Annotated in this window: 15 protein-coding genes; all 15 read right to left on the bottom strand. The window is 70.2% G+C overall.

Going from position 1 to position 15,402, the window contains the following annotated elements; genetic code table 11:
- Positions 1 to 43: 43 nt before the first annotated feature.
- A complete protein-coding gene (locus ACFY0U_RS37190; RefSeq protein WP_388643508.1) occupies positions 44 to 2,578 on the bottom strand; it encodes a RelA/SpoT family protein in 2,535 nt (844 codons plus the stop codon).
- Positions 2,579 to 2,867: 289 nt separating this feature from the next.
- Positions 2,868 to 3,407 (bottom strand): adenine phosphoribosyltransferase, encoded by a 540-nt coding sequence (locus ACFY0U_RS37195; protein ID WP_388643510.1) that lies wholly within the window; start codon positions 3,405 to 3,407, stop codon positions 2,868 to 2,870.
- Complete coding sequence (secF, locus tag ACFY0U_RS37200; RefSeq protein WP_388643513.1) at positions 3,404 to 4,513, bottom strand: protein translocase subunit SecF; 1,110 nt, start codon at positions 4,511 to 4,513, stop codon at positions 3,404 to 3,406. The genes ACFY0U_RS37195 and secF overlap by 4 nt, the downstream gene beginning before the upstream one ends.
- A gap of 2 nt (positions 4,514 to 4,515) precedes the next feature.
- On the bottom strand, positions 4,516 to 6,273 hold the full coding sequence (secD, locus tag ACFY0U_RS37205; RefSeq protein ID WP_388643516.1) for a protein translocase subunit SecD: 1,758 nt from the start codon (positions 6,271 to 6,273) through the stop codon (positions 4,516 to 4,518).
- A gap of 132 nt (positions 6,274 to 6,405) precedes the next feature.
- Entirely contained in the window at positions 6,406 to 6,909 is a 504-nt protein-coding gene (gene yajC, locus ACFY0U_RS37210) for a preprotein translocase subunit YajC (protein WP_388643518.1), read from the bottom strand.
- A gap of 174 nt (positions 6,910 to 7,083) precedes the next feature.
- Positions 7,084 to 8,154: a Holliday junction branch migration DNA helicase RuvB gene (gene ruvB / locus ACFY0U_RS37215; RefSeq protein WP_388643521.1), complete on the bottom strand. Its 1,071-nt coding sequence runs from the start codon at positions 8,152 to 8,154 to the stop codon at positions 7,084 to 7,086.
- Between the two features lie 10 nt (positions 8,155 to 8,164).
- The gene (ruvA, locus tag ACFY0U_RS37220) at positions 8,165 to 8,770 is read right to left on the bottom strand and encodes a Holliday junction branch migration protein RuvA (RefSeq protein WP_388643524.1); all 606 of its coding nucleotides are present in this window, start codon (positions 8,768 to 8,770) and stop codon (positions 8,165 to 8,167) included.
- Positions 8,767 to 9,306: a crossover junction endodeoxyribonuclease RuvC gene (gene ruvC / locus ACFY0U_RS37225; RefSeq protein WP_388643526.1), complete on the bottom strand. Its 540-nt coding sequence runs from the start codon at positions 9,304 to 9,306 to the stop codon at positions 8,767 to 8,769. The genes ruvA and ruvC overlap by 4 nt, the downstream gene beginning before the upstream one ends.
- A gap of 141 nt (positions 9,307 to 9,447) precedes the next feature.
- Positions 9,448 to 10,200 (bottom strand): YebC/PmpR family DNA-binding transcriptional regulator, encoded by a 753-nt coding sequence (locus ACFY0U_RS37230; protein ID WP_388643529.1) that lies wholly within the window; start codon positions 10,198 to 10,200, stop codon positions 9,448 to 9,450.
- Positions 10,201 to 10,248: 48 nt separating this feature from the next.
- Entirely contained in the window at positions 10,249 to 10,860 is a 612-nt protein-coding gene (gene pdxT, locus ACFY0U_RS37235; RefSeq protein WP_388643532.1) for a pyridoxal 5'-phosphate synthase glutaminase subunit PdxT, read from the bottom strand.
- 7 nt (positions 10,861 to 10,867) lie between these two features.
- Positions 10,868 to 11,773: a pyridoxal 5'-phosphate synthase lyase subunit PdxS gene (gene pdxS / locus ACFY0U_RS37240; protein ID WP_171141454.1), complete on the bottom strand. Its 906-nt coding sequence runs from the start codon at positions 11,771 to 11,773 to the stop codon at positions 10,868 to 10,870.
- A 116-nt stretch (positions 11,774 to 11,889) separates the two neighbouring features.
- Entirely contained in the window at positions 11,890 to 12,432 is a 543-nt protein-coding gene (locus tag ACFY0U_RS37245) for a hypothetical protein (protein ID WP_388643536.1), read from the bottom strand.
- A 44-nt stretch (positions 12,433 to 12,476) separates the two neighbouring features.
- Positions 12,477 to 13,646: a glycosyltransferase family 4 protein gene (locus tag ACFY0U_RS37250; protein ID WP_388643539.1), complete on the bottom strand. Its 1,170-nt coding sequence runs from the start codon at positions 13,644 to 13,646 to the stop codon at positions 12,477 to 12,479.
- Entirely contained in the window at positions 13,643 to 14,551 is a 909-nt protein-coding gene (locus tag ACFY0U_RS37255; RefSeq protein ID WP_388643542.1) for a phosphatidylinositol mannoside acyltransferase, read from the bottom strand. Before ACFY0U_RS37255 ends, ACFY0U_RS37250 begins: the two co-directional genes overlap by 4 nt.
- Positions 14,548 to 15,276 (bottom strand): phosphatidylinositol phosphate synthase, encoded by a 729-nt coding sequence (gene pgsA, locus ACFY0U_RS37260; protein WP_388643665.1) that lies wholly within the window; start codon positions 15,274 to 15,276, stop codon positions 14,548 to 14,550. Before pgsA ends, ACFY0U_RS37255 begins: the two co-directional genes overlap by 4 nt.
- Between the last annotated feature and the right edge of the window lie 126 nt (positions 15,277 to 15,402).

A 15,402-nucleotide genomic window follows, 5' to 3' on the forward strand; every position in this document is an offset into this window, starting at 1 on the left:
AAGGGCCCCGTACCTCGGTACGGGGCCCTTCTCGTCGTATGCCCTACGACCGGGCGCGCGCCGACGTCACACGGTAGACGTCGTAGACGCCCTCCACGCCGCGTACCGCCTTCAGGACGTGGCCGAGGTGCTTCGGGTCGCCCATCTCGAAGGTGAAGCGGGAGGTGGCGACACGGTCGCGGGAGGTCTGGACGGCCGCGGAGAGGATGTTGACGTGCTGGTCGGACAGGACGCGGGTGACGTCGGAGAGGAGCCGGGAGCGGTCCAGGGCCTCGACCTGGATGGCGACCAGGAAGACCGAGGACTGGGTGGGCGCCCACTCGACCTCGAGGATGCGCTCGGGCTCGCGGGACAGTGACTCCACGTTCACACAGTCGCTGCGGTGAACCGATACGCCGCTACCGCGCGTGACGAAACCGATGATGGGGTCGCCCGGTACGGGGGTGCAGCAGCGCGCGAGCTTGACCCACACGTCGTCGACGCCCTTGACCACGACGCCGGGGTCGGCGCTGGAACGGCGCTTGCGGCCGCGGCCGCGGGACGGCGGGACCGCCTCGTCGATCTCCTCGGTGGCCGCCTCCTCGCCGCCGAGCGCGGAGACCAGTTTCTGCACGACGTTCTGCGCGGAGACATGGCCCTCGCCGATCGCCGCGTACAGGGCGGAGATGTCGGGGTAGCGCATCTCGTGGGCGAGCGTCACGAGGGAGTCGCCCGTCAGGATGCGCTGGATCGGCAGGTTCTGCTTGCGCATCGCGCGGACGATGGCGTCCTTGCCCTGCTCGATCGCCTCGTCGCGGCGTTCCTTGGAGAACCAGGCCCGGATCTTGTTGCGGGCGCGCGGGGACTTGACGAACCCGAGCCAGTCGCGGGAGGGACCGGCTCCGGCGGCCTTGGAGGTGAAGACCTCCACCAGATCGCCGTTGTCCAGGGTGGATTCGAGCGGCACGAGGCGGCCGTTGACCCTCGCCCCTATGGTTCGGTGGCCGACCTCGGTGTGGACCGCGTAGGAGAAGTCCACGGGGGTCGCGCCGGCGGGCAGCGCTATCACGTCGCCCTTGGGCGTGAAGACGAAGACCTCGTTGCGCGACAGGTCGAAGCGCAGGGACTCCAGGAACTCCCCGGGGTCCTCGGTCTCCTTCTGCCAGTCGAGCAACTGGCGCAGCCACGCCATGTCGTTGAGGTGGTCGTCCTTGCCGGTGGTCCTCGGCTGGTCCGAGCGCACCTTGGAGGTGCCGGCGACGGCCTCCTGCTTGTACTTCCAGTGCGCGGCGATGCCGTACTCGGCGCGGCGGTGCATGTCGAACGTGCGGATCTGGAGCTCGACGGGCTTGCCGTTGGGGCCGATGACCGTGGTGTGCAGCGACTGGTACATGTTGAACTTGGGCATCGCGATGTAGTCCTTGAACCGCCCCGGAACCGGGTTCCAGCGGGCGTGGACGGTGCCCAGGGCCGCGTAGCAGTCCCTGACGGTGTCCACGAGGACGCGGATGCCCACCAGGTCGTAGATCTCCGCGAAGTCACGGCCGCGGACGATCATCTTCTGGTAGACGCTGTAGTAGTGCTTCGGGCGCCCGGTGACGGTCGCCTTGATGCGGGCGGCCCGCAGGTCCTGCTGCACCTCGTCGGTCACTATGGCGAGGTACTCGTCACGCTTGGGGGCGCGCTCGGCGACGAGGCGGACGATCTCGTCGTACATCTTGGGGTAGAGGATCGCGAAGGCGAGGTCCTCCAGTTCCCACTTGATGGTGTTCATGCCCAGTCGGTGGGCGAGCGGCGCGTAGATCTCGAGGGTCTCGCGCGCCTTCTTCTCCTGCTTCTCGCGCTTGAGGTAGCGCATGGTGCGCATGTTGTGCAGGCGGTCGGCGAGCTTGATGACCAGGACGCGCGGGTCCTTGGCCATGGCGACGACCATCTTGCGCACGGTCTCGGCCTGCGCGGCCTCGCCGAACTTGACCTTGTCGAGCTTGGTCACGCCGTCGACGAGCAGGGCGACCGAGTCGCCGAAGTCGCGGCGGAGCTGGTCAAGGCCGTACTCGGTGTCCTCGACGGTGTCGTGCAGCAGGCCCGCCATGAGGGTGGCCGGATCCATGCCGAGCTCGGCGAGGATCGTCGTCACCGCGAGGGGGTGCGTGATGTACGGGTCGCCGCTCTTGCGCTTCTGGCCGCGGTGCCAGCGCTCGGCGACCTGGTAGGCCGTCTCGATCTTGCGGAGGGTCGCGGTCTCGATCTTCGGGTCGTTGCTGCGCACTATCCGCAGCAGGGGCTCCAGGACCGGGTTGTACGGGTTGGAGCGCTGGACGCCGAGACGGGCGAGACGGGCGCGGACGCGGTTGGAGGAGCCGGAGCGGGCGGGCTGGCCGGCCGGCGGGCGGACCGCGGCGGGCGTGGACGCGGGCGCGGGGCGCTCGGGCGCCGCCGGCTTGGGGCGCGGCTGCTCGGCCGACTTGTCGACAGGCGCGGACTGGGCGTGCTCGACCGAGCCCTGCGCGGCGTTCTTCGCGCTCGGCGCGGGCGTGGCCGCGGCGCCTGCCGAAGGCTCGGGCTTGGCGGCGGTCAGTGGCTGGGCCTCGTCTGGCAAGAGGACTCCTCGTGCGCGAACCGGGTCCCCCGATCAGGCTCCGGAGACCCCATGGTAGCGATCCCGCGGCCCGGGATCGCCTTCAGGCGGATGTGAGGACCGTCTACCGATGAAACGTGAGGGGCGGGCGTCGGCATTCCGGGACGTGTCCGAGGGGGCGGGGCGCATGGCCGACTGCGGCGCCGCTGGGGCTGATCGCGCGGTTCCCCGCGCCCCTTCAGGGGCGCGAAACGGCCGCCCCGGGTATACCAGGACGGCCGTTTTTGAGACCTGGCGCACTATGGCGGCCTCAGACCACCAGCAGCGCTTCCAGTGGAGCGCCCTCCAGGGCCGTTTCCAGGCGGGGGCGGCCCGCGAGGAAGCCGAGCTCCATGAGGACCGCGAGGCCCGCGACCTCTGCGCCGGCCCTGCGGATCAGCTGGATCGCGGCCTCGGCGGTGCCGCCCGTGGCCAGGACGTCGTCGACGATCAGGACACGGTCCTCGGCCGACAGGTCCTCCGCGTGCACCTCGATCTCCGCGGAGCCGTACTCCAGGTCGTACGCCTGGCCGAGGGTCGCTCCGGGGAGCTTGCCCGCCTTGCGTACGGGGATGAAGCCGAGGCCCGCGCGGACGGCCACCGGGGCGCCGAGGATGAAGCCGCGGGCCTCCAGGCCGACGACCTTGGTGGCGCCGGTGCGTCCGGCGATCTCCGCGAGCGCGTCGGTCAGCGCGGTGAACGCCGCCGGGTCCGCCAGGAGCGGGGTGATGTCCTTGAACATCACCCCCGGCTCCGGGTAGTCGGCCACATCACGGATGCGGCTGAACAACAGCTCCTTGATGTCGGTCATCGGCGCTTCCCCGAGGGTCGGCCGCGGCCCCGGCTGCGCGAGGCGGGCTGGGTGCGCGGGCCGACGACCGCGTGGGCGTCCTCCGGCTCGTCACCGCGCGGGTCCTCGGCACGCGCCTCCGCGAGGTCCTCCTCGGCGGTGGCCTGGGCGCGCTTGGCCAGGACCCGCTTCTTGAGGGACTTCATCTGCGGCTCGAGTTCCTTGAGGTCGGCGACGAGCGGCGTGGCGATGAAGATCGAGGAGTACGCACCGGCGGCGAGACCGACGAACAGCGACAGCGAGATGTCGTTGAGCGTGCCCGCGCCGAGGAAGCCGCCACCGATGAACAGCAGGCCCGCCACCGGGAGCAGCGCGACCACCGTGGTGTTGATGGAGCGGACCAGGGTGCTGTTGATCGAGCGGTTGGCGATGTCGCTGTAGGTCCAGCGGGTCTGCTTGGTGATGTCCTTCGTCTGCTCCTTGAGGGAGTCGAAGACGACCACCGTGTCGTAGAGCGAGTAACCGAGGATGGTCAGCAGACCGATCACCGTACCCGGCGTGACCTCGAAGCCGACGAGGGCGTAGATGCCGACGGTGATGGTGATGTCGTGGATCAGTGCGACGAGCGCCGCGATGGCCATGCGCCACTCGAAGGCGATCGCCAGATAGATCACCACCAGGACCATGAAGATCGCCAGACCCTGCCAGGCCTTGTTGGCGATCTGGTCGCCCCAGCTCGGGCCGACGAGGTCGGCGGCGATCTTCTCCGGGTCGACCTTGAAGTCCTCGGCGAGCTGGTTCTTGATCTGGTCGGACTGCGTGGTGTCCATACCGGCGATCTGGATGCGCAGCGTGCCGTTGCCGAGCTTCTGCACGACGGCGTCGTGGCCGGAGGCCTCTTCCGCGTACTCCTGGGCCTGGGAGACCGAGACGCTGGTCTTCTCGGTGGTGAAGACCGCGCCGCCCTGGAAGTCGATGCCCATGTTCAGGCCGCGCACCGCCAGGCCGACGATGGCCGTGATGGTGATCAGGATCGAGATGCCGTACCAGAGCTTGCGGTGGCCGACGAAGTCGTAACTGATCTCGCCACGGTGCAGTCGGGCGCCGAGGTTGCCGAGTTTCGACATGCTCACGCCTCCTTCGTCTCAACGGGGGCGGGACGGCGGGTGCGGCGCAGTGGCGGCTTGGCACCCAGGCTCTTCGGGTCCAGGCCGGACCACTTGTTGCCGCTCGCGAAGAACTTGCGGCGGGCCAGCAGCGTCATCAGCGGCTTGGTGAAGAAGAAGACCACGACGACGTCGAGGACGGTGGTCAGACCCAGCGTGAACGCGAAGCCCTGGACCTTGCCGACGGTGACGATGAACAGCACCGCGGCGGCGAGGAACGACACGAAGTCGGAGACCAGGATGGTGCGCCGGGCACGCGGCCAGGCCCGCTCGACGGCGGGACGCAGGGAGCGGCCCTCACGGATCTCGTCCCGGATGCGTTCGAAGTACACGATGAACGAGTCCGCGGTGATACCGATGGCGACGATGGCACCGCACACGGCCGGCAGGTTCAGCGCGAAGCCGATGGCCGGGCCGAGCAGCGCCATGAGCACATAGGTGAGGATGCCGGAGACCAGCAGCGAGGCGATCGCGACGAGCGACAGACCGCGGTAGTAGAACACCAGGTACAGGACGACCAGCGCGAGGCCGATCGCACCGGCGAGGAGACCGGCGTGCAGCTGGTCGGTGCCGAGCGCGGCGGTCACCGTGGTCACGCTCTGCTCCTGGAAGGAGAGCGGGAGCGCGCCGTACGACAGCATGTTGGCGAGGCCCTGGGCCTCCTCCTGCGTGAAGCTGCCGGAGATCTGGGCCTGGCCGCCGGTGATGGACTGGCTGACGTACGGGCTGGAGACGACCTGGCCGTCGAGGACGATGCCGAACTCGTTCTGCGGCTGGGTGTTCTGGGCCAGCTGGGCGGTGATGTCGGCGAACTTCTTGGCACCGCTCTTGTTGAAGTCCATCGTGACCTGCCAACCGGCGGCGGTCTGCGTGTCGTAGACGGCCTGGGCCTTGTCGACCTCGGTGCCGGCGACGGCGGCCGGGCCGAGCAGGTACTTGTACCAGACGCCCTGGATCTCACCGCAGCCCACGGTGGAGTCCTCGGGCTTGGCGCCGTCCCCGGCCTTGTTGCGCTGTGCCTGCTTGGAGCAGTCGAGGGCGGCGTACGCGGCCTGGAGCTTGGCGTCGGCGGAGGTGCCGCCGCTCGCGGAGGCGGAGGGGCTCGCGGAGGCGGAGGCCGAGGCGGACCCTGACGGGGTCGGGTCGGCCTTCAGCGCGTCGGAGGCGGCGCGGCCCTGCGTGGTGGCGGAGGCCGACGGGGAGTTCGACGAGGTCGCCTTCTCACCCGTGGTGGCCGACTCGCTGGTGGAGGGGCTCGGCGAGGCGCTGGAGGAACCGCTGGCGGACGCGCTCGGCGAGGCCGTCGCGGCGGGGGCGCCGGTGGCCTCCTGGGCCAGCACCGGACGGAAGTACAGCTTCGCGGTGGTGCCGACCTGGTCCCGGGCTTCCTTGGAGTTGGTGCCCTTGGGGATGTTCACGATGATGTTGCGGTCGCCCTGGGTCTGCACCTCCGCCTCGGAGACGCCCAGGCCATTGACACGGCGGTTCATGATCTCGACCGCGGTGTCCATGTTGGCCTTGTTGATCGCGGACCCTTGGTCGGCCTTCGCCTCCAGCGTGATGCTGGTACCGCCGGCGAGGTCGATGCCGAGACGCGGCGTGGTGTGACCGGAGAGGAACATCCCTCCGGTGAGCGCCACGATGGCGATCAGGATCAGGGCCAGCGAGCGCCCTGGCTTGCTCTGGGCACTCGCGCTGCGGCCCCTCTTGGGTGCTGCCACCTTCTCGTACTCCCTCTCGGGCCGCTCCGCGCCGGGTCATCGGGCGGGCGGCCATGACATGGTGTCGGGATCCCGTGCGAGCTGCGTACGCCCGAGGGCGCGCAGGCCTGGCCCGCGCGCCCCGGGATACGGCTACTTCGCGTCGGAGTCGCCGTCGGTCTTCTTCGGCTCGTCGTCCGTCTTCGCCTCGGCGGCCTCGGCGGCCGGCTCGGCCTCGTCGGCGGGCTCGTCCTTCTTGCCGAGGTCAACGGACTTGTCGTCGTCGGAGGCGGCGGCAGCTTCGTCGGCGGACTCGTCGGTCTCGGTGAGGGAGGAGGCGTCGTCGGGAACGACGTCGGTCTTCAGGTCGTGCTCGACACCGTGGACGATGCGGTTGTACTCGTCGTCCGTCAGGACGGCACCGATCGCGTTCTTCGCGAAGAGGAGTTCCACTCCGGGGCCCGCGTCGACGAGGATCGTGTCGTCGTTGACCTCCTTGACCGTGGCGTACATGCCCCCGATGGTGCGGATGCCACTGCCGGGCTCCAGCTGGTTCCGCATCTCGGCGGCCTGCTGCTGCTTCTTCTTCGCCGACCGGGTCATCAGGAACATGGCCCCGATGAGCACGATGAACGGGAGGAGGGTCACGAGACTCACGGGTCGGTACTTCCTTCACGCGACCGCGATGGTGAGCGGCCTGATGGTTGGGGGTGTGCGCGCCGCCGACAACGGCGGCATCGGCGGAGTCTAAGCGAGTCCGCGTGCAGGGAACAACGCTCAGCATGGCACCCGGGTTCCTGGCCGGGCCAATCCCGCGCCGTCACAAAGGCATCACGTCCCGAACAGGTCTCCTTGTCCGTTTCCTGTCGCTGCCGAGCGGGGCGGGGTGAGTCCGAGGTGTGCCCATGCGGCGGGAGTGGCGACGCGACCACGCGGTGTACGGGCCAGCAGACCCTCCCGGACGAGGAAGGGCTCGGCGACCTCCTCGACGGTCTCGCGCTCCTCCCCCACCGCGACGGCGAGGGTGGACAGGCCGACGGGGCCGCCGCCGAACAGCTTGAGCAGGGCCTCCAGGACTCCGCGGTCCAGACGGTCCAGGCCGCGGGCGTCGACCTCGTAGACCTTCAGCGCGGCCGACGCGATGTCACGGGTGATGAAACCGTCCGCCTTGACCTGGGCGTAGTCGCGCACCCGGCGCAGCAGCCGGTTGGCGATACGGGGCGTGCCGCGGGAGCGGCCGGCGATCTCGGCGGCGCCGTCGGTGTCGATCTCGACGTCGAGGAGGTTCGCGGAGCGGTGGATGACGCGCTCCAGCTCGGCGGGCTCGTAGAACTCCATGTGCGCGGTGAAGCCGAAGCGGTCGCGCAGCGGGGGCGGCAGCAGGCCCGCGCGCGTGGTGGCGCCGACCAGGGTGAACGGGGGGAGTTCCAGGGGGATGGCGGTGGCGCCGGGGCCCTTGCCGACGATGACGTCGACGCGGAAGTCCTCCATCGCCATGTACAGCATCTCCTCGGCGGGCCGGGACATGCGGTGGATCTCGTCGAGGAAGAGGACCTCGCCCTCCTGGAGCGAGGAGAGGATCGCGGCCAGGTCGCCGGCGTGCTGGATGGCGGGGCCCGAGGTGATGCGGATGGGGGCGCCCATCTCGGCGGCGATGATCATCGAGAGGGTGGTCTTGCCCAGGCCGGGGGCGCCGGAGAGCAGCACGTGGTCGGCGGTGGCGCCCCGCGCGCGTGCGGCGCGCAGGACGAGGTCGAGCTGCTCGCGGACCTTCTCCTGGCCGATGAACTCGTCCAGGTCCTTGGGGCGCAGGGCAGCCTCGACGGCCTGGTCCTCACGGTCGGCGACAGAGCCCACCAGCCGCTCGGGGGCGGTCGCGTCGGTGGTGTCGTCCCAGTTCACTGACGGTCTCCTAGCGGGCGCGGTTCAGGGTCTGCAGGGCGGCCTTCAGCAGCTGGCCCACCTGTGGGGTGCCCCCGGCGGCCTCGGCCTGGGGTGCCACGGCGGACACGGCCTCGTCGGCCTCGCGGGTCGCGTAGCCGAGGCCGATCAGCGCCGCGTGCAGCTGGTCGCGCCAGCCCTGGGTGACCGGGGAACCGACGGCCGGGGCGCCGATCGGCTCGCCGAGGCGGTCCTTGAGTTCGAGGAGCAGCTTCTGGGCGCCCTTCTTGCCGATGCCGGGGACGGCGATCAGTGCCTTCTCGTCGCCCGTGGCGACCGCTCTGCGCAGGGCGTCCGGGGTGTGCACGGCGAGCATCGCCTGGGCCAGGCGGGGGCCGACGCCGCTCGCGGTCTGGAGCAGCTCGAAGACCTGGCGCTCGTCGTCGTCCACGAAGCCGTAGAGCGTCAGTGAGTCCTCCCGTACGACGAGGGAGGTGGCGAGCTTGGCCGGCTTGCCCAGGCGGAGCGTGGACAGGGTGTTCGGCGTGCACTGCACGGCCATGCCGACCCCGCCGACCTCGACGACGGCGGCGTCGGGGGCGAGGGCGGCGATCGTGCCGCTCACGAAGGCGATCATGCCGTACGGCCTTTCGTAGCGTTGGCTGTGTACAGGGCGACGGCCTGCTGGAGCCGGTTCTGTGCGGGGGCGCGCCAGATGTGGCAGATGGCGAGCGCGAGGGCGTCGGCGGCGTCGGCGGGTTTGGGCGGTGCGTCGAGCCGGAGCAGGCGGGTGACCATGGCGCCGACCTGGGCCTTGTCGGCGCGGCCGCTGCCGGTGACGGCGGCCTTGACCTCGCTGGGGGTGTGCAGGGCGACGGGGATGCCGCGGCGGGCGGCGCAGAGCATGGCGACGGCGCTGGCCTGGGCGGTGCCCATGACCGTACGGACGTTGTGCTGGCTGAACACCCGCTCCACGGCGACGAATTCGGGCCGGTGCTCGTCGAGCCACTGCTCGATGCCCCGCTCGATGGCGACGAGCCGGAGCCCCAACTCGGCGTCGGCGGGCGTGCGGACGACACCGACGCCGATCATGGTCAACGGCCGCCCCGCGACCCCCTCCACGACACCGACACCGCACCGCGTCAGTCCGGGGTCCACCCCGAGTACGCGCACCGCGTCCCCTCCCACTCGATCGCCTGTTTGTGCAGGCTATCTGCTGCCACCGACAACGGCGGCGGGCCGGTGGGGTGTGTCCCACCGGCCCGCCGAATCCGCTCAGTTCGCGGCAGCGCCACGCGTCAGTTCGCGGCAGCGCTACGCGTCGACCTTCTCCATGACCTCGTCGCTGACGTCGAAGTTGGCGAAGACGTTCTGCACGTCGTCGCTGTCCTCGAGGGCGTCGATCAGCTTGAAGATCTTCCGGGCGCCTTCCTCGTCGAGCTCGACCTGCATGGTCGGGACGAAGTTGGCGTCGGCGGAGTCGTAGTCGATCCCGGCGTCCTGGAGGGCGGTGCGGACCGCGACCAGGTCGGTGGCCTCGGAGAGGATCTCGAAGGACTCACCGAGGTCGTTGACTTCCTCGGCACCGGCGTCCAGGACGGCTCCCAGGACGTCGTCCTCGGTCAGCTCGCCCTTGGGGACGACCACGACGCCCTTGCGGTTGAAGAGGTACGAGACGGAGCCCGGGTCGGCCATCGAGCCGCCGTTGCGGGTCATGGCGACACGCACGTCCGAGGCGGCACGGTTGCGGTTGTCGGTGAGGCACTCGATGAGCACCGCGACACCGTTCGGGCCGTAACCCTCGTACATGATCGTCTCGTAGTCGGCGCCACCCGCCTCGAGACCGGCGCCGCGCTTGACCGCGGATTCGATGTTCTTGTTGGGGACCGAGCTCTTCTTGGCCTTCTGGATGGCGTCGAACAGCGTCGGATTGCCGGACACGTCGGCGCCACCGGTGCGGGCCGCGACCTCGATGTTCTTGATCATCTTCGCGAAGAGCTTGCCGCGCTTGGCGTCGATCACGGCCTTCTTGTGCTTCGTCGTAGCCCATTTAGAGTGGCCGGACATCTGCCTGTCTCCTTCGCGTAACCCATCCAAACAACGAACGCAGAGATCCTACAAGGACTCCGCAGCCCGGTTCGCGCGCACCATGTCGACGAACAGGGAGTGCACGCGGTGGTCGCCGGTCAGCTCCGGGTGGAACGACGTGGCGAGCGCGTTGCCCTGGCGGACCGCGACGATGTGACCGTCGTGCTCGGCGAGCACCTCGGTCTCGGCGCCGACGGACTCGACCCAGGGGGCGCGGATGAAGACGCCCTCTACAGGATCGCCCTCGACGCCCTCGACGTCGACCGTCGCTTCGAAGGACTCGTTCTGGCGGCCGAAGGCGTTGCGGCGCACGATCATGTCGATGCCGCCGATGGTCTCCTGGCCCGAGCGCGGGTCGAGGATCTTGTCGGCCAGCATGATCATGCCCGCGCAGGTGCCGTAGACAGGCATGCCGGCACGTACACGCGCGCGTAGGGGCTCCATCACGCCGAACAGGACGGCCAGTTTGGAGATGGTCGTGGACTCTCCGCCGGGGATGACGAGGCCGTCGATCCCGGCGAGTTCCTCGGGGCGCCTGACCGGCCTGGCCACGGCGTCCGCCGCGGCCAGGGCGATGAGGTGCTCCCGTACGTCGCCCTGGAGGGCCAGGACGCCGATGACAGGGGCTTCGTTCGACATGGGGTGGTTACCAGCCGCGGTTGGCGTAGCGCTCGGCCTCGGGGAGGGTGTCGCAGTTGATGCCGACCATGGCCTCGCCCAGGTTGCGGGACGCGTCCGCGATGATCTTCGGGTCGTCGTAGAAGGTGGTGGCCTTCACGATGGCGGCGGCGCGCTTGGCCGGGTCGCCGGACTTGAAGATGCCGGAGCCGACGAAGACGCCCTCGGCGCCGAGCTGGCGCATCAGGGCGGCGTCGGCGGGGGTGGCCACGCCACCGGCGGAGAACAGCACCACCGGGAGCTTGCCGAGCTCGGAGACTTCCTTGACCAGCTCGTACGGGGCGCGCAGCTCCTTGGCGGCGGCGTACAGCTCGTTGTTGTCGTAGCCGCGCAGACGGGCGATCTCGTTCTTGATCTGGCGCAGGTGGCGGACGGCCTCGACGACGTTGCCGGTGCCGGCCTCGCCCTTGGAGCGGATCATGGCCGCGCCCTCGGCGATACGGCGCAGGGCCTCGCCCAGGTTGGTGGCGCCGCAGACGAAGGGGGTCGTGAAGGCCCACTTGTCGGAGTGGTTGACCTCGTCGGCCGGGGTGAGGACCTCGGACTCGTCGATGTAGTCGACGCCGAGCGACTGCAGGACCTGGGCCTCGACGAAGTGACCGATGCGGGACTTGGCCATCACGGGGATGGAGACCGCCTCGATGATCTCCTCGATCATGTTGGGGTCCGACATCCGGGCCACGCCGCCGTCCTTGCGGATGTCGGCGGGGACCCGCTCCAGGGCCATGACGGCCACGGCGCCGGCGTCCTCGGCGATCTTCGCCTGCTCGGCGTTGACCACGTCCATGATCACGCCACCCTTGAGCTGCTCGGCCATGCCGCGCTTCACACGGGCGGTGCCGGTCTCGGGAGCCTGGTTCTCGGTGATGGACACGGGTTGACCTCGCTGATGTGAAAAGAGGATTTCTGCAGCACCGAGGAAACGTGAAGAGAGCAGTCCACAGCAAGGGCCAATGAGGAGGCGGTGGATCGTTTTGCGAGCGGCCGCGGCTATGCGGCCCGGTCCAGCAGGGCCACCGGAGGCTCGTCGTCCATCTCGAACGCCATCGGGAACGGGGCGTGACCGGCCAGCCGGAACCAGCGGACCTTGCGGTGGCGCCGCAGGGCACGGGCGGCCCGCACGGAGTCGTTGTGGAAGCGCCGGGCCATCGGCACCCGGCGCACCGCCTCGGCCAGCTCCCGGACGGCTGCCACTCCCCCGGGCGCCTCCCGCACCGTCTCCACCTGCGGCGTCTCCCCGAAGACGGCCCGCAGGGCCTGGCTCAGCTCGCTCTCGGCGACCTCCCGCTGCTCCTCCTCGGCCTGCCGCGCGGCGTGCGCCGCCTCGTAGAGCACGATCGAGGCGGCCGGGTCGAGGACACCGGAGGTCGCCAGCTCCTGGGCCACCGAGGCGCGCCGCAGCAGCTGGGCGTCCAGCGCGGCCCGGGAGGCGTCGATCCGGGCGTGCAGCCGGTCCAGTCGTCCTGCGGTCCAGCTCAAGTAGAGGCCGATCGCGATCAGGGCGACGAGGATCCAGATCAGGGTTGGGGTCACGGGCGCAAAGGTTACCGACGTCCGGCCCCGGCCCTACGCCCCCCTCAGTCCCGCGCCAGCCCGAACCGTGACAGCAGACCCGTGGTGCGGTCGTCCTCGGCCGCCGCCACCGCCGCGGCGCCCGCCGTCACCGTCTCGTACACCGACAGGATGTCCGCCCCGACCGTCGACCAGTCGAACCGCCGTACGTGGGCGCTCCCGCGCTCCCGCAGTTCGGCCCGCCGCTCCGGATCGGCCAGCAGCCGCAGCGCCGCCTCGGCCAGCGCGTCGGCGTCCTCGTTGGCGAAGAGCTCGCCCGCCGCGCCCTGGTCCAGCACCTGGGCAAAGGCGTCCAGGTCCGAGGCGAGCACCGGGGCCCCCGCCGACATCGCCTCGACCAGGATGATCCCGAAGCTCTCGCCGCCGGTGTTGGGGGCGACGTACACGTCGACGCTGCGCAGGAAGCGCGCCTTGTCCTCGTCGCTGACCATGCCGAGGAACTCCACGCGTGAGCGGAGTTCCGCGGGCAGGTTCTCCACGGCTTCCTCCTCGTCGCCGCGCCCGGCCACCAGGAGCCGGGTCTGCGGGCGCTCGGCGAGGATCTTCGGCAGCGCCTTCATCAGCACCGGCAGGCCCTTGCGGGGCTCGTCGATGCGTCCGACGAAGCCGAGGGTGTCGCCCTGCCACTCGGGCTTGGGCTCGGCCCTGGCGAAGAAGTCGACGTCGACGCCGTTCGGGATGACGACCGCGTCGCCGCCGAGGTGTTCCACCAGCGTGCGCCGGGCGTACTCGCTCACCGCGATACGCGCGCTGATCTTCTCCAGGGCGGCCTGGAGGATCGAGTACGCGGCGATCATGGCCTTGGAACGCGGGTTGGAGGTGTGGAAGGTCGCCACCAGCGGCCCCTGCGCCGCCCAGCAGGCCAGCAGGCCCAGGGAGGGCGAGGACGGCTCGTGGATGTGGACGACGTCGAACTCGCCGTCGTGCAGCCAGCGGCGCACCCGCGCGGCGCTGAGGAAGCCGAAGTTCAGCCGGGCCACCGAGCCGTTGTACGGCACCGGCACCGCACGGCCCGCCGAGACGACGTAGGGCGGCAGCGGGGTGTCGTCGTCGGCCGGGGCCAGCACGGACACGTCGTGGCCGAGCCGGATGAAGTACTCGGCGAGATCGCGGATGTGGAACTGGACGCCGCCGGGCACGTCCCAGGAGTAGGGGCAGACGATGCCGATCTTCACGAGGGCCCCTTACTGGGGTCGAGATCCTTGAGCCACAGCCGCTGGAGCATGTGCCAGTCCTCCGGATGGTCGGCGATCCCCGAGGCGAAGGCATCGGCCAGCGCCTGTGCCATGACAGACGTCTTCTCGGCGCGGGTACCTGTCTCGGGTACCTCGACCGGGGGGTGCACCCTGCCCCGCATGACGGGCGAGTCGTCGTACCAGAGCGTCACCGGCAGCAGCAGCGCGCCGGTCTGTTGGGCGAGGAGTGCCGGGCCCGCGGGGATCCGGGTGGCCTCGCCGAAGAACTGGACCTCGACGCCGGAGGAGGACAGGTCGCGCTCGGCGACCAGGCAGACCAGCCCGCCGTCGCGCAGCCGCCGGGCCAGGGTGCCGAAGGCGGTGCCGCCGCTGTGCGGCAGGACCTCCATGCCGAGGCCCTCGCGATAGGCGACGAACCGGTCGTAGAGCGTCTCCGGCTTGAGCCGTTCCGCGACGGTGGTGAACGGCGTATCCAGCACGGTGGTGACCCAGGCGCCGGCGAGGTCCCAGTTGGCCATGTGCGGCAGCGCCAGGATCACGCCCCGCCCGGAGGCGAGGCCCTCGGTGAGGTGGTGCAGGTCCTTGGGGTCGAAGCCGCCCTTGACGCGCTCCTTGCTCCAGGCGGGCAGCCGGAAGGACTCCATCCAGTAGCGCAGGTAGGAGCGCATGCCCGCGCGGGAGAGCTCGGCGAGGCGCTCAGGGGTCGCGTCGGGCACCACGCGCGCGTAGTTGCTCTCCAGCCGCTGCACGCCCTTGCCGCGCTGCTTCCAGGCGAGGTCGGCGATGGTCCGGCCGAGGCGTACGGCGACCGGCTCGGGGAGCTTCTTCACCGCTCCCCAGCCGAGGCCGTACAGCGCGTCGGTCAGCCGGTCCTGGGCACTCACTTCGCCGCCTCGCTCCCCTGGGTCTCCTGCGGGGTGGCCGCGTCGGCCTCCGCCGCCTCACGACGGACCGTGACGACGCGCTGGATCAGCGTGACCAGGCTGCCGACGGCGACGATCCACAGAGCGATCGGCAGCAGGTACTGGATGCCCGGCACCCCGAACCCGTGCAGTCCCGCGAGACCGGCCGCGACCAGCGAGATCACCAGGCGTTCGGCCCGCTCGACGAGACCGTTGACGGCGACCGGCAGCCCGATCGACTCGCCCCGGGCCTTGGTGTACGACACCACCTGGCCGCTCGCCAGACAGAAGATCGAGACGGCGCACAGCACGAGGTCGTCGCCGCCACCGGCGTACCAGAGGATGAAACCGCCGAAGATCGCGCCGTCGGCGACCCGGTCAAGGGTGGAGTCCAGGAAGGCGCCCCAGCGGCTGGAACGGCCGAGCTGGCGGGCCATGTTGCCGTCGACCAGGTCCGAGAACACGAACAGCGTGATCACGATCGTGCCCCAGAAGAACTCGCCCATGGGGAAGAAGACCAGCGCCCCCGCGACCACCCCTGCGGTGCCGAGCAGCGTCACCGTGTCAGGGCTGACGCCCCTTCTGATGAGAAATGAGGCGAACGGTGTGAGGACACGCGTGAAGAATGCACGCGCGTACTTGTTCAGCATGGCCTTCCCGAGGGTCGGTGTGGCCGCGCGGCCCCTGCTGGCCACCGGCTGGCCCATCGTAGCCACGCGCGCGCATGTGCGAACGCCGGGCACTCTCGGCCCGTGTCACGGCCGCACGGCATACGGGTAACGGTGCGATCGCGTCCGCCGTATGGACGCACCGTGACGGGAGTGGAAAGCTCG

Source organism: Streptomyces sp. NPDC001536, assembly GCF_042894505.1.
Classification (GTDB): domain Bacteria; phylum Actinomycetota; class Actinomycetes; order Streptomycetales; family Streptomycetaceae; genus Streptomyces.